The following is a 14,249-nucleotide window of genomic DNA, read 5'->3' as shown; positions in this document are numbered from 1 at the left end:
CATATCAATAGCAACATATTCAGTAAGGCAAGCGAACATGGCAATTAAGTTAGGTATAATTTCAGATCCGATCAGCGGATTTAACATCAAAAAAGACACCGGATTTGCAATGATGATGCAAGCCCAAAGCCGTGGTTATGACATTTATTACATGGAAATGAACGATCTTTCATTACGTAAAGGCAAAGCCTATGCAACCGCAGCTAAAGCAACCGTATTTGATGATGAAAACCATTGGTATGAGCTTGAAGAAAAGGCCACTATTGCCCTAGCTGATTTAGATGTTATTTTAATGCGTAAAGATCCACCATTTGATACTGAATACATTTACGCAACTTATATCTTAGAACGTGCTGAACTTGAAGGTACACTTATTATTAATAAGCCACAAAGCCTACGTGATGCAAACGAAAAGTTATTCACCGCCTGGTTTAGTGAGCATACCCCTGACACTTTAGTTACACGTTGCAAGCACCAAATTCGTGCATTTTTGACTGAGCATAAAGACATTATTCTAAAGCCTTTAGATGGTATGGGTGGCGCATCTATTTTCCGCGTGACTGAAAATGATGCCAACATTGGCGTAATTTGCGAAACACTTACAGAACACGGTAGCCGCTTTGCAATGGCGCAAAATTATATCCCTGAAATTAAGCAAGGTGATAAACGTGTACTTGTAGTCGATGGTGAAGTTATTCCATATTGCCTTGCTCGTATCCCACAAAATGGTGAAACACGTGGTAACTTAGCTGTTGGTGGCCGCGGTGAAGCTCGCCCAATTAGTGACTCAGATCGCAAAATTGCCGAAGCAGTTGCGCCAACATTAAAAGCGAAAGGACTTATTTTTGTTGGTTTAGATATTATTGGCGATAAGTTAACTGAAATAAACGTTACTGCTCCTACGTGCGTAAAAGAAATTGAAGCAGCCTATGATATTTCAATCACAGGGCGCTTATTTGATGCGATAGAGAGAAAACTGAGCCATACTTAATTTTCAACATACTAAAGGGGTATCGTTATGCAATCATTAGAAAATCATTTTTTAATCGCTATGCCATCAATGCAAGACCCTTTTTTTAAACGTGCTGTTGCGTACATTTGTGAGCACAATGAAGACGGGGCGATGGGGCTGGTGATCAACCAGCCTATTAATATAACGGTTGGGGACTTACTCGATAAAATTGAAATTGATAACGATAAGTCTACACACGCTGCAAGCGTTGCTGTTTTTGCTGGCGGACCTGTAAAAACCGATCGTGGTTTTGTATTGCACTCACCCACACCTGGGTATGCTGCAAGCCAAGAGCTTAGCAGCGATATAATGATCACAACATCAAAAGACGTGCTCGCAAGCCTGACAACTCCTGACGCACCAGAGCAGTTTATTATTACGTTAGGTTACTCCGGCTGGGAACAAGGACAACTTGAAAAAGAATTGCTTGAGAACTCATGGCTAATTATAAAAGCTGACCCTGATATTATTTTTAATACTCCCATAGAACAACGCTGGGAAAAAGCTGTTGCAACGCTCGGCTTTGATATTAGCCAACTAAGCTCTGAAGCAGGCCACGCATAACAAGCCCTTATTTGGGCTTTAATTTCATAGAGACAACATGAGTAAAAAACAACTCAAACCCAAAGGCGAACGTACCGTTATGGGTTTTGATTTTGGCACCACCAGCATTGGTGTTGCTATCGGCCAAGAACTAACCGGTACTGCAACGAGCCTGACAGCAATTAAAGCCAAAGATGGTATTCCAAATTGGGACTTTATTAAAAAGCATGTAGATGAGTGGCAACCTGATTTACTTGTCGTTGGTTTACCGTTAAATATGGACGGAACCAATCAAGAAGTCACTTTTAAAGCCAAAAAGTTCGCTAACCGTTTGCATAACCATTATGGACTACCTGTAGAGACTCAGGATGAGCGTTTAACGACCGCTGATGCAAAAGCACGCCTATTTGAACAAGGCGGCTACCGCAGCTTAGGTAAAGGTAACGTGGATAATATGTCTGCGGTTATTATTTTAGAGAGCTACTTTGAGCAGGCTTATGGCTAACGGGTAAATTTATAATAAGCTTATCAGTCAAATCTGGAATAAAACCAGCTTGACGATAAGCTTTTTCAATTAGCCCTTGTTTACGTAATAATTGCAAGCCTTGTTGAAGTGATTTATAAGCCCGCTTGCCATCAGGATGAAGTTTTGAAACTACATAATGGCGACTATCATCTAGTAACATCAGCACCTTGGGGACGGCTTTTAAATTAATATTTTCAAGTATGTAGTGATTATTTATTTCAGGCATTAGTGGCATTAGCATAAAATCAATCCATTGCATTGACACCATTCTAACTTGGCTTAACCATTCATCCTCACGCGTTAAACTTTTTAAAGGCAAAGCGGATAAAGTATCCCAATCAGTACGCCAACGCGGTGTTGATACACTTGTTAATTGACTAAAATCAGATAGGTGTTTTATTTCAAATACTTTACGATTACTTGGTGATGTAAACACCCCCGAAAAATACTCTCCTTTACGTATCACTGGATCGCTAATAAACACTTTATCACTCAGTGCATTAGCATCCTGACTCCAGTAACTATCAAAACTAAGTAATAATTCACCTTGCTCCAATAATTTAGTGTTTCTAAAGTTGACTTTGCCAATTTGATAACTAAATTGTTTATTAAATCCACCAAGTAACAGAGCTTGTTGAGCAAGAATCATATCAACAACGTCTCGACGAATAAATTGCCCACTAAAATCATTGATATCTTGGACTTTTCGACCATTTAAAAAGCGCATGTAATCATGATAGACATCATCGCGAATATAAATTACAACGTTATTATCCGTAGTTTTAAAGTTCTTTATTGCCTCAGAAATCGCTACATCATCGCGCAATGCACTAACACTAAATGGCATACTCAATAAAAATATAAGTACCGTAAAGAATAACCATTTAATGTTATTGATCATACTATGAACCTTTTTGATCTAACCCGTCGATTGTCACACCTTGTAGAAAACCAGCTCCTTGCTGTTCGTTATTTCTAAGTTTAATCATCAAGCGTAAATCATTTGGTGAATCGGCGTGATGCAAGGCATCAGCGTAATTGATACGCTGTTGCTTATAAAGTTCAAACAAGGCTTGGTCAAAGGTTTGCATGCCCATATCCTTGGCTTTTGCCATCGCCTCTTTAATACCGCCTATATCACCTTTTTTAATTAACTCGCCGATGATTGGCGTATTTAATAAGATTTCAATTGCAGCTACACGCGAGTTACCATCAGCTGTTGGCACTAGCTGCTGAGCAATAATGGCGCGTAAATTTAACGACAGATCATATTTTAACTTATCGTGTTTTTCTTTAGGCACTAAGTGCATAATACGGTCAATTGCTTGGTTAGCATTGTTTGCGTGCAATGTAGCAACACACAAATGACCTGTTTCAGCAAAGCTTAATGCGTATTCCATTGTTTCTTGCGAACGTATTTCACCAATTAAAATAACGTCAGGTGCTTGGCGTAAAGAGCTTTTTAAAGCTGATTCAAAGCTTTCTGTATCAAGACCCACTTCTCGCTGAGTGATAATGCTTTTACGATGCTCATGCACAAATTCAATCGGATCTTCTATTGTAAGAATGTGCCCACGTTGATTACGATTACGATAACCAAGTAATGCAGCGAGTGAGGTAGACTTACCCGTGCCTGTGCCACCTACAAACAACACTAAGCCACGTTTAGCCATTATCACATCAGTAAGTGTTGAAGGTAGCCCTAAATCAGCTACGTCAGGGATTTGAGTAACGATTCGGCGAATAACCATACCAGCGCGATCCCGCTGCCAAAAAGCAGATACCCTGAAGCGACCTTCTTCTGTCGCGATTGCAAAATTACATTCTTTCGAGCTATGAAATTCTGCTTTTTGCTTGTCACTCATCGCTGATTCAACGAACGCAAGCGATTCTTCGTCAGATATTTTTTCATCGCCTAACGCAATGAGTTCACCATTAATTTTAGCACTGACAGGAAGCTGGCTTGAAACAAATAAATCGGATCCTTGTTTATCGATCATCAGCTGCAAAAAGTAATTAAGAGAATGTGTCATTATAGTTCCTTATCGCTTTGCCTAACTGCCAAAGTTTGTTTTATCTTGTGCTTTAACACGCGCTTCAGCATTAGTAACAACACCATGATTAACTAAATTAATTAAACACTGATCCATGGTTTGCATTCCGTGCGATGCACCTGTTTGAATTGATGAATACATCTGCGCAATCTTGTCTTCTCTAATTAAATTACGAATGGCTGGAACACCTATCATAATCTCGTGCGCAGCAACACGCCCCCCTCCTACTTTTTTAAGCAGTGTTTGCGAGATTACCGCACGCAATGATTCCGAGAGCATCGAACGTACCATGTCTTTTTCATCACCAGGAAATACATCGATAATACGGTCAATGGTTTTTGGCGCTGATGTGGTATGCAACGTACCAAACACTAAATGGCCAGTTTCTGCTGCGGTCATTGCCAAGCGAATTGTTTCCAAGTCTCGAAGCTCACCAACCAAAATTACATCAGGGTCTTCACGCAGCGCACTACGTAGAGCTGCCGAAAAGCTATGCGTATCGCGGTGAACTTCACGCTGATTTATTAAGCATAACTTATTATCATGCACAAATTCGATCGGATCTTCGATCGTAAGAATATGGTGATGCTTATTACGATTAATATAATCAACCATCGCCGCTAATGTGGTTGATTTACCCGACCCCGTAGGACCAGTTACCAACACTAAGCCACGTGGGTTATCCGAAATAGTTTTAAAAATATCTGGCGCGCCTAAGTCATCAAGCGTTAATACTTCACTTGGAATAGTACGAAACACAGCAGCAGGGCCACGATTAGAATTAAATGCGTTAACACGAAAACGAGCAAGATTGGGGACTTCAAAAGAAAAATCCACTTCGAGGTTTTGCTCATAGTCCTTGCGTTGATTATCGTTCATAATGTCGTAAACTAGGCTGTTTACATCTTTGTCTTCCAGTGCTGGTATATTAATACGTCGCACATCACCATCGACACGGATCATTGGCGCAACCCCTGATGATAAGTGTAAATCCGATGCTTTATGCTGCACACTAAAGGCCAACAATTCGGTAATATCCATTTATGACTCCACAACTAACTGATAATTATATGGTTACAATAGCAGAACGACTTAAATCCGCCTATGCTAGAATTGCCATAGCGACAAAAAAATATCATCGTAATGAGCATGATGTCTGCTTACTAGCAGTATCCAAAACAAAACCTGCTGATTTCATTCTAGCGGCTTATCAACAAGGTCACCGAGAGTTTGGTGAGTCCTATGTTCAAGAAGCTGTCGATAAAATAACCCAATTAGCAAATTATAGCGATATTGTTTGGCACTTCATCGGTCCTATTCAATCAAATAAAACGGCCGCTGTTGCCGAAAACTTTGACTGGGTGCAAAGTGTTGATCGTGAAAAAATAGCCAAACGTTTAAATGATCAAAGGCCGATAAATAAGGCCCCTCTTAAAGTATTAATTCAAGTAAATATAAGCTTGGAAGACTCCAAATCAGGTTGCCACCCAGATGATCTAGCCGCATTAGCGCAGTTCGTTAACGACAGCCCCAATTTAGTTCTGCGTGGGCTAATGGCAATCCCAGCAAAAACTGACGACCCACAGCAACAAATACAATATTTTGAGCAATTACGTGCTTGCTTTGATAGACTTAAGGCCCAATATCCCCATATAGACACCTTGTCGATGGGGATGAGTGGCGATGTAGAAGCTGCAATAGCTGCAGGCTCAACCATGGTACGCATCGGCACGGATATTTTTGGCCAACGAAGCTAAGGTGATAACTAAGATATGTCAGATAAAACAATCGCATTCATAGGCACAGGTAACATGAGCTATGCCATCATTGGTGGCATGGTAAAAAAAGGATTTGCTGCCTCCAATATTATTGCAACAAATCGTAACCAAGAAAAACTCGCTAAGGTAGCAGCGGATTTCGGGGTGAACACCACCTCAGATAATAACGCAGCGCTTCGTGATGCCGACGTGATTGTCCTATCTGTTAAACCACAAATGATGGGGGATTTATGCAAATCATTCCAAGATTCAGGTGTAGACTTAAGCGATAAGCTATTTATTTCTGTTGCCGCAGGCTTAACAGTTAAACGCTTACGTGAAATGTTAGGTCAGGACGTTAAAATGATCCGCTGTATGCCTAACACACCATCATTGCTTGGTCGTGGTGTGTCTGGCTTATTTGGCGACGGTGAAACGGCCGATGAGCATGCTTTTGTACAACAAGTATTTGAATGTACAGGTATTGCGGTTTGGGTTGAAAAAGAGTCTCAAATTAACGATATCATTGCGGTTACCGGTTCATCACCAGCGTACTTTTTCTTATTTATGGAAGCCATAGAAGAAAAAGCCAAAGCACTTGGCTTTAGCGATGAAGATGCACGCCGCTTAGTGCAGCAAACCGCGCTAGGGGCTGCTGAAATGGCAGTATCACAACCTGATATCAGTATTTCTCAGCTGCGCGCTAACGTCACATCTAAAGGTGGTACCACACATGCTGCTGTTGAACATTTAAAAGCACAAGGTTTAACAGGTACCGTCGCTGATGCCATGGATGCTTGTATTGCCCGCGCAGAGCAAATGGAACAAGAACTTTAAAATTTCTCAGTTTTATATTTAAGGTAATATTATGAATGCCATGCAATTTTTAATCGGAATTGTTTTTGATCTATTTTTAATGGTCGTGTTGCTGCGCTTTTGGCTGCAAACGGCTAAAGCTGATTTTTATAACCCTTTGAGCCAATTCGTTGTCAAAGCAACCTCTTTTGCTGTTAATCCTCTACGTAAGATTATTCCTGGTTTTGGAGGGTTAGATTTAGCCTCTCTATTATTGGCATTCATCGTTGCAGTCGCAAAGGTTTCAACATTGCTATTGATCATTTATGGCGGTTGGTCTGCACAGACGGTATTTATTACTGCATTAGTAACGGTTGTCAAAGAAGGCTTAAACTTAATGTTTTGGGTGTTAATTATTCGCGCTCTATTAAGCTGGGTAAGCCAAGGTTATAACCCTATTGAAGCGGTATTCCATCAACTAACAGAACCTATGCTTAAGCCAATCCGTAGGGTACTGCCGCCTTTAGGTGGTTTTGACCTATCAATTGTAGTGCTTATTATCAGCCTACAATTCATACAAATTCTATTTATGGATTTCATTGGCTAATAACCTCATTTCCCAGAGGCCATTGTGGCCTCTTTTTTTAAGAGTCATTTATGAAAAAACTAGCCAGTATTTTATTCTTCGCACTTGCGGGGATTACCTTTAGTGCTCACAGCGAACAAATACAAGGTGCTCAATATAAAGAACTTGGCCCTTGGCAAGTACACTACATTGCATTCCCATCCACGTTTATTCAACCACAAATTGCAAAAGCGTATGATCTCGAACGCAGTAACTACAAAGGCATTGTTAATATCTCAATTTTAAAAAACAATGCAGATAAAACAGCGCAAATTGCGACTCTTAGTGGCACAGCTAAAAATTTACTTGGCAATAAACAAACCCTCACATTTAAAGAAGTGATTGAAGGTGAGTCTGTTTACTACCTTGCACAAGTGAAATTTACCAACGAAGAAATTTTGCGTTTTGATATTGAAATTAAACAAAGCAATCAATTTCAAAAGCTGCAGTTTCAACAAAAATTCTATGTAGATTAAATCATGACAAAAACCTTAGTTTTAGCCACAGGTAACCATGGAAAGGTTAAAGAATTAGCACAAATGCTAAGCCCACTAGAAATAAACGTTGTGCCGCAAAGTGACTTTCACGTCAGTGATGTTGCAGAGACTGGCACTACCTTCGTTGAAAACGCGATAATTAAAGCGCGTCATGCGGCTAAAGAAACTGGCCTGCCCGCGATTGCTGATGATTCAGGGCTGGAAGTTGATGGCCTAAACGGCGCACCTGGCGTGTATTCCGCTCGCTTCGCGGGTGTCGGTGCCAGCGATCAAGATAATATCAACAAACTTTTAAAAGAGCTTGGCGATAACCCTATTCGTACTGCACGTTTTTGGTGTGTTTTAGTATTAATGCGCCACGCTGATGACCCAACGCCACTCATTTGCAGTGCAAGCTGGGAAGGTCAAATTACATTAACGCAAGATGGCCAAGGTGGCTTTGGCTACGACCCTGTGTTTTATGTACCAGCGCTTCATTGCACCAGCGCTCAATTGACTAAAGAGCAAAAAAACGCGGTAAGTCATCGTGGTCAAGCGCTCCAAAATTTACTTATCGAGCTTAAGCTCAAAGGCGGCCTGTGAATTTGCCACCACTAAGCTTATATGTGCACGTGCCTTGGTGCGTCCAAAAGTGCCCATACTGTGATTTTAATAGCCATGGTCAAAAAGGCGAAATCCCCGAAAAAGAGTATGTACAGCATTTAATCGATGATTTAAAAGCTGATTTACACTTGGTACAAGGGCGTAAAATTCACTCCATATTTATTGGCGGCGGCACACCTAGCTTATTAACAGGTGAGGCATACGTTAACTTATTGCAGGCCGTTGATTCTTTAATAGGCTTGAGTGATAACTGCGAAATAACCCTCGAAGCCAATCCGGGTACAGTTGAAACTGGTCGCTTTAAAGAATATGTAGCCGCTGGCATTAATCGTATTTCGATTGGCGTGCAAAGCATGCAAGATGATAAGTTAAAAGCACTGGGTCGTATTCACGGTGCTGACGAAGCTATCTATGCAGCAACACAAGCACACGAAGCGGGATTAAACAGTTTTAACCTTGATTTAATGCATGGCTTACCGGGGCAATCACTTGACGATGCACTCGATGATTTGAAAAAAATCATTGCGCTTAACCCGCCGCATATCTCTTGGTATCAGTTAACCATTGAAGCAAATACAGCATTTGCATCAAAGCCGCCAACTTTACCGCCTGATGACACTTTATGGGATATTCAAGAGCAAGGCCAAGCGCTACTCAGTGCGGCAGGTTATCAACAATATGAAATATCAGGCTATGCCAAAGCCGGCTTTCAATGCCAACATAACTTGAATTATTGGCGTTTTGGCGACTATTTAGGAATTGGCTGCGGCGCACATGGTAAAATTACTGATGCAACCTCCGGCCTTATTACACGAACCATGAAGGTAAAACATCCGCGTGGTTATATGGATTTATCTAAACCTTATTTATTTAAGCAATGGCCGGTTGAACAAGACGACTTACCATTTGAGTTTTTTATGAATCGTTTTAGGCTTTTTGAAGCCTGCCCAAAAAATGATTTACATGCGCTTACAAAGTTATCACTACAAAGCCAGTCAGATGCCTTGAATCAAGCAATAAATAAAGGCCTACTGGTGGATATGGACACACATTGGCAGGTAAGCCAAAAAGGTCATCGTTTTTTAAATGACCTGCTAGAATTGTTTGTGTAATTACTTGTTCAAATTTAATGAACAATTACACACTAATAATAACGAACAACCTTTAATGGTTTCTAACAACAAAAGGGAAAACATGCGTAAACTTACCTTTATCGCCGCTGCAGTGAGTATTGCACTGCTAGGTGGTTGCCAGCAAACACCTGAGCAACAAAGTACACCAAGCGTACAAGCACAGCCTGTACAAAGCGAAATAGAAAAAGCCAATGCGTTTTTCGAAGATACCTTTAACCGCGATGTAATGAGCAGCCCGGTTTACCAAACTTATATGGGTATCAAACAAGATTACGACAAATGGGATGATGGCAGCGAAGAACGTGCCCTAAAAGACCTACAACAAACCAAAGACGATCTTGTCGCGTTAAACGCAATTAATCGTGATTTGTTAGATGACAGCACCAAAGTTAGCTATGATCTTAAAAAACAAGATCTTGAAAATAACATTGCTGATTTTAAATGGCGCTATCATAACTACCCAGTAAACCAAATGTTTGGTGTTCACTCGATGATCCCAGCATTTATGATCAACCAACACCAAATTGGTGATGTGTCTGATGCAAAAGCGTATATATCTCGCTTAAATGGCGTAACAACGGTTATCGATCAGTTAATTAAAGATTTAGAAACACGTGCTAGCAAAGGCATTATTGCACCTAAGTTTGTGTTTCCACACGTGATTGATTCAAGCAAAAACATCATTCTCGGTGCGCCATTTGAAAAAGGCGAAGATTCAACATTACTTGCTGACTTTAAACGTAAAGTAACGGCATTGGAAATTGATCAAGCACAGAAAGACAGCCTAATCAATGACGCTGAAAAAGCGCTTAAGTCAGCTATAAAACCGTCTTACTCTAAGCTAATTAATTATTTAGCGCAGCTTGAAAAGCGTGCTGACGATCGCGATGGTGCGTGGAAATTTCCTGATGGTGAAGCGTTCTACAACAACGCATTAGCACGTACAACAACGACCGACTTAACAGCAAAAGAAATCCACACTATTGGTCTTGCTGAAGTGTCTCGCATTCATGATGAAATGCGCGAAATTAAAGATAAAGTGGGCTTCAAAGGTGATTTAAAAGCGTTTATGCAGTTTATGAAAACTGACAAGCAATTTTATTATCCAAATACAGCTGAAGGTAAGCAGCGTTATCTTGATGAAGCAACAGCAATGATCGATAACATGAAGACGCGTTTAGACGAGCTTTTCATTGTTAAGCCAAAAGCTGATTTAAAAGTAAAAGCAGTAGAAGCATTCCGTGAAAAAGCAGCTGGTAAAGCGTTTTACCAACAACCAGCACCAGATGGCTCACGCCCTGGTATTTACTACGCAAACCTTTATGACATGGAAGCGATGCCAACTTACCAAATGGAAGCATTAGCCTACCATGAGGGTATTCCAGGTCATCACATGCAAATAGCAATTTCGCAAGAACTTGAAGGTGTCCCTAAATTCCGTAAATTCGGTGGCTACACAGCGTACATTGAAGGCTGGGGTTTATACTCTGAATTAGTACCAAAAGAAATGGGCCTGTATGAAGACCCATATTCAGATTTCGGCCGTCTTGCTATGGAACTATGGCGTGCATGTCGATTAGTTGTAGATACCGGTATCCACGAAATGAAGTGGACTCGCCAACAAGGTATCGACTATTACGTGAATAACACACCAAACGCGACCTCAGATGGCGTAAAAATGGTTGAACGTCACGTTGTAATGCCTTCACAAGCAACAGCCTACAAAGTAGGTATGCTTAAGATTTTAGAGCTACGTGAAGCTGCGAAAGTGAAACTTGGTGACAAGTTTGATATTCGTGAATTCCATGACGTTGTACTAAAAAATGGTGCAGTACCATTAAACGTACTAGAAACATTTGTTGACCAATGGGTTGCAAGTAAATCAGCTGCTTAACAACACCTATATAAGTATATTAAAGGCCGCAATTGCGGCCTTTTTGTTGTTCATAAACCTAAATTTTAGCTCGTTAACAGCTTGACCAGTAAGTGATTTCAGCTAGGATAGAATAAACGATAATGAGGGACTACCAATGGACAAATGCATAAAGCAGCTCACCCAACAGTTACAGCACCACCAACTCCAAGCCGTTGTCGATGACTTCCCAACACTATCGTCACAGCAACAAAGCATGCAACTGGTACATTTATACCAAAGTGCACAACGGATGGATGTTAAATACAGCTATTTGCAAAATGTAGCGACTCGCATACTCACAGAACACCCATTTCCTAAAGATTTAATTAGTGAATTTAAAAGCACTGATTTATTAAGTTTTTTCACCCCGGGGCTTAAATTTAACAATGGCTTTGCACTGCAAAATGAGCAAAAAAACAATGTGATTCACACATTATTTAGCCACTGCGCAGCTAATAAACTTCCCTTTAATTATGTTCGATCATTAATGCTATTTGAAAGTAACGAAAGCCTCTTACAAGCTCTTACCCAGGCAAATAGTGCCGGACTAACACCTGTTGCATGTTACATTACGTGTAATATTGAGCAAACTAGTTTGCCAAAACACGAATTCTCCGCACTGCTCGCGCTGATGGAAGCGCAGTTTAAGCAACATGAAAATATCAATACGGCTGCATTTTTAAATGCGCTGATCAACCTAAAAAACACTCTTTCGAGCCACACACTTAATGAATACACGGTATTGTTAGCAAGCGCTTACCTGCGTTGTAAGACAGAAAAAATTGAAAGCTACTTACAACAACACGCTTAATGGCTAACTGTGTAATGTATAAACATTTCTTCTCGTTGAGTGCCTTTACTGCTCTGAATCATTTTAGCCGCATTATACTCACTTTATTTTTAGCGCGATTAATATCAACAGAACAATTTGGTACTTTTGCGGCATTGCTGGCCTTATGTGAAATTTTACTATTACCAGCAAGTATGGGGTTTTCATCATCTTTAATGCGTTTGAGCCACCCTCTTTTTAAAAATCAGCAACATGATTTACTTCAAGGTTTAAAGCATACTTACCTAGCTGCATCGTGCTTATTCGGCGTATTATTTGTTGCCTGCGTAGTGACTATTTTTACGCATATATCACCCCATCAAAGTGCCAAAGAGCATGTATTCTATTTGTTATTAATTGTTCCAATTGGTGCTGTAATGCAAAGCCAAGCAGCATTTTTAATTGCCTTAAATAAAACTAAACTTGGGTTGTTAACTCAGCAATGCCTTTTTGAATTGCTCACTACGGCTTTTTGTTTACTTGTTGTATTGTTTTTTAAAGAACTGTCACTTGAAGTGATATGCCAACTACTTTTTGCCGCTTTACTCTGTGTTGTTGTTTATCAATACTGGTTAATAAAACCGCTTCTTTTAGCTACACCTGCAAGCTATAAAGCTAAAAGCTGGTGTAAATATTCGCTAATTATGCTTGCAAGTGGGGCCGGCACTGTAATAGCAGCAAAATTAGACGTGCTTTTAGTGCATCATTGGTTTGGTGCCACTGGAGTGAGCGTATTTTTTCCTGCAATTGTGATCGTAGGCTTATTAACCATTCTTGCCAATGCTGCAAGCCAATACTTAAAACCTATTTTACTTAGTGAACAAGCTAACGATCAGCAGATAGTTGAACTTATGAGGTTATTATGGCGAGTAAATACTATTGCAATAATTTTCTTATTACTGCTGGCTCACCCTCTACTTTATTTGTACGGTGAAAAGCAGCTTGAAGAAGGCCATCATTTATTAATTATTTTACTCATTGGTCAATTGCTATTACCCGCCAGAGTATTGGCAAGTAATATTATAAAGCTCAGGGGCAACCCTCTACATAACCTATATATTTTATTAGCAGCAACCAGTATCACACTGCTCTTGGCGAGCTGGCTTAAAAACGATTACGGTATTACCGGTGTTGCTGTTGCATTTAGTATCGGTTTTGCATTAGGCGCACTAAGTAGAATCAGCTTAGTGCTGTTTAAAATGAATACGCCTGTTGCCCTTTTACTCGGTAACAATATTCAATCTGACAAGTAGTACTCTACACTCGTCACGACACGCACTTTTTTAAGTTGTGGCGTATTTGAATCTCTGTTCGAAATACTAAACTGACCTTGGCGTGCTGTTTTAATTTTACCTAACTTTGATTGCGAATCTTTGGCAAATTTAATCGCAACTTCACGCGCTTTTTCAGTCGCCTCTTGCACCATGGCAGGTTTAACATCGTTTAACCCCGTAAATAAATATTCAATACGTGTGTCATAACTATCTTGCACAATGGCAATCCCTTGCTTAGCCAATTGCCCTACTTTCGCTAAAGCATTTTTAACTTTATCTGGCTGTGATGAATAAACGGTTACACTCGCGCGTGCTATATATCTAAATTGCTGGTTTTCAGCGCCATATTCTCTTGCTTGTTTATCTACAATTGATTGCGCGCCTCGACTAATTTCGTCATCATCAAAGCCATGTAGCTTTAAAAAAGCAATAACGGCATCATTTTTTTGCTCAATGCGCGCTACTAACTTTTCAAGGTCGTTGTCAGCATCACTAAATTGCAATGGCCAAATTACCGTATCCGCTGCCACTTCTATTTCTGCAAGCCCTTTCACTGTGACAGTACGCTCCATATTTTTTACATCAATTGCAGCACTTTTTAAGATCAAGCCCAAACCTAATAACCCAACGGCTAATACTGCAGCAGCCACAGTCAAACTGTTGCTTTGTGATTTATTCATTTATAA

At 40.2% G+C, this 14,249-nt stretch carries 16 protein-coding genes; 12 read left to right on the top strand and 4 right to left on the bottom strand.

Going from position 1 to position 14,249, the window contains the following annotated elements; translation table 11 throughout:
• Positions 1–37: 37 nt before the first annotated feature.
• Genes gshB through ruvX form a run of 3 tightly spaced genes read left to right on the top strand, consistent with a single transcriptional unit; the run spans position 38 to position 2,060 of the window.
• Positions 38–991 (top strand): glutathione synthase, encoded by a 954-nt coding sequence (gene gshB, locus ACJJVX_RS07400; protein ID WP_054203146.1) that lies wholly within the window; start codon positions 38–40, stop codon positions 989–991.
• 27 nt (positions 992–1,018) lie between these two features.
• Positions 1,019–1,576 (top strand): YqgE/AlgH family protein, encoded by a 558-nt coding sequence (locus ACJJVX_RS07395; protein ID WP_054203145.1) that lies wholly within the window; start codon positions 1,019–1,021, stop codon positions 1,574–1,576.
• Between the two features lie 37 nt (positions 1,577–1,613).
• Positions 1,614–2,060, top strand: coding sequence for a Holliday junction resolvase RuvX (ruvX, locus tag ACJJVX_RS07390; protein WP_054203144.1), 447 nt, complete (start codon positions 1,614–1,616; stop codon positions 2,058–2,060).
• On the opposite strand, the gene ACJJVX_RS07385 is transcribed toward ruvX, so the two are convergent.
• The 3 genes from ACJJVX_RS07385 to ACJJVX_RS07375 are packed head-to-tail and all read right to left on the bottom strand — an operon-like array spanning position 2,023 to position 5,176.
• On the bottom strand, positions 2,023–2,982 hold the full coding sequence (locus tag ACJJVX_RS07385) for a hypothetical protein (protein WP_082378983.1): 960 nt from the start codon (positions 2,980–2,982) through the stop codon (positions 2,023–2,025). The genes ruvX and ACJJVX_RS07385 overlap by 38 nt on opposite strands.
• A 1-nt stretch (position 2,983) precedes the next feature.
• On the bottom strand, positions 2,984–4,114 hold the full coding sequence (locus ACJJVX_RS07380) for a PilT/PilU family type 4a pilus ATPase (RefSeq protein ID WP_054203143.1): 1,131 nt from the start codon (positions 4,112–4,114) through the stop codon (positions 2,984–2,986).
• Between the two features lie 21 nt (positions 4,115–4,135).
• On the bottom strand, positions 4,136–5,176 hold the full coding sequence (locus ACJJVX_RS07375; protein ID WP_054203142.1) for a type IV pilus twitching motility protein PilT: 1,041 nt from the start codon (positions 5,174–5,176) through the stop codon (positions 4,136–4,138).
• A 2-nt stretch (positions 5,177–5,178) separates the two neighbouring features.
• On the opposite strand from ACJJVX_RS07375, the gene ACJJVX_RS07370 reads away from it, so the two are divergent.
• From ACJJVX_RS07370 to ACJJVX_RS07330, 9 genes are all read left to right on the top strand, one after another.
• On the top strand, positions 5,179–5,892 hold the full coding sequence (locus ACJJVX_RS07370) for a YggS family pyridoxal phosphate-dependent enzyme (protein WP_054203141.1): 714 nt from the start codon (positions 5,179–5,181) through the stop codon (positions 5,890–5,892).
• A gap of 15 nt (positions 5,893–5,907) precedes the next feature.
• A complete protein-coding gene (gene proC / locus ACJJVX_RS07365) occupies positions 5,908–6,729 on the top strand; it encodes a pyrroline-5-carboxylate reductase (RefSeq protein ID WP_054203140.1) in 822 nt (273 codons plus the stop codon).
• 31 nt (positions 6,730–6,760) lie between these two features.
• Positions 6,761–7,294: a YggT family protein gene (locus tag ACJJVX_RS07360; RefSeq protein ID WP_054454534.1), complete on the top strand. Its 534-nt coding sequence runs from the start codon at positions 6,761–6,763 to the stop codon at positions 7,292–7,294.
• 50 nt (positions 7,295–7,344) lie between these two features.
• Complete coding sequence (locus ACJJVX_RS07355; RefSeq protein ID WP_170173763.1) at positions 7,345–7,788, top strand: DUF4426 domain-containing protein; 444 nt, start codon at positions 7,345–7,347, stop codon at positions 7,786–7,788.
• Between the two features lie 3 nt (positions 7,789–7,791).
• Positions 7,792–8,391: an RdgB/HAM1 family non-canonical purine NTP pyrophosphatase gene (rdgB, locus tag ACJJVX_RS07350; protein ID WP_405630831.1), complete on the top strand. Its 600-nt coding sequence runs from the start codon at positions 7,792–7,794 to the stop codon at positions 8,389–8,391.
• On the top strand, positions 8,388–9,524 hold the full coding sequence (gene hemW / locus ACJJVX_RS07345) for a radical SAM family heme chaperone HemW (protein WP_170173762.1): 1,137 nt from the start codon (positions 8,388–8,390) through the stop codon (positions 9,522–9,524). Before rdgB ends, hemW begins: the two co-directional genes overlap by 4 nt.
• Positions 9,525–9,606: 82 nt before the next feature.
• Positions 9,607–11,439, top strand: a complete 1,833-nt coding sequence (locus tag ACJJVX_RS07340; protein ID WP_054454535.1) for a DUF885 family protein — start codon at positions 9,607–9,609, stop codon at positions 11,437–11,439.
• A gap of 136 nt (positions 11,440–11,575) precedes the next feature.
• Positions 11,576–12,271: a hypothetical protein gene (locus ACJJVX_RS07335; RefSeq protein WP_405630827.1), complete on the top strand. Its 696-nt coding sequence runs from the start codon at positions 11,576–11,578 to the stop codon at positions 12,269–12,271.
• A 14-nt stretch (positions 12,272–12,285) separates the two neighbouring features.
• Positions 12,286–13,542 (top strand): lipopolysaccharide biosynthesis protein, encoded by a 1,257-nt coding sequence (locus tag ACJJVX_RS07330; RefSeq protein WP_405630825.1) that lies wholly within the window; start codon positions 12,286–12,288, stop codon positions 13,540–13,542.
• Here ACJJVX_RS07330 and ACJJVX_RS07325 read toward each other — a convergent pair.
• Entirely contained in the window at positions 13,527–14,243 is a 717-nt protein-coding gene (locus ACJJVX_RS07325) for an SIMPL domain-containing protein (protein WP_064435786.1), read from the bottom strand. The genes ACJJVX_RS07330 and ACJJVX_RS07325 overlap by 16 nt on opposite strands.
• Positions 14,244–14,249 lie beyond the last annotated feature (6 nt).

The sequence above is a fragment of the Pseudoalteromonas sp. Ld20 genome (assembly GCF_045064175.1).
Taxonomy (GTDB): domain Bacteria; phylum Pseudomonadota; class Gammaproteobacteria; order Enterobacterales; family Alteromonadaceae; genus Pseudoalteromonas; species Pseudoalteromonas neustonica.
The sequence above is the reverse complement of the archived record's forward strand: the minus strand, read 5'-3'. Positions and strand labels throughout refer to the sequence as shown.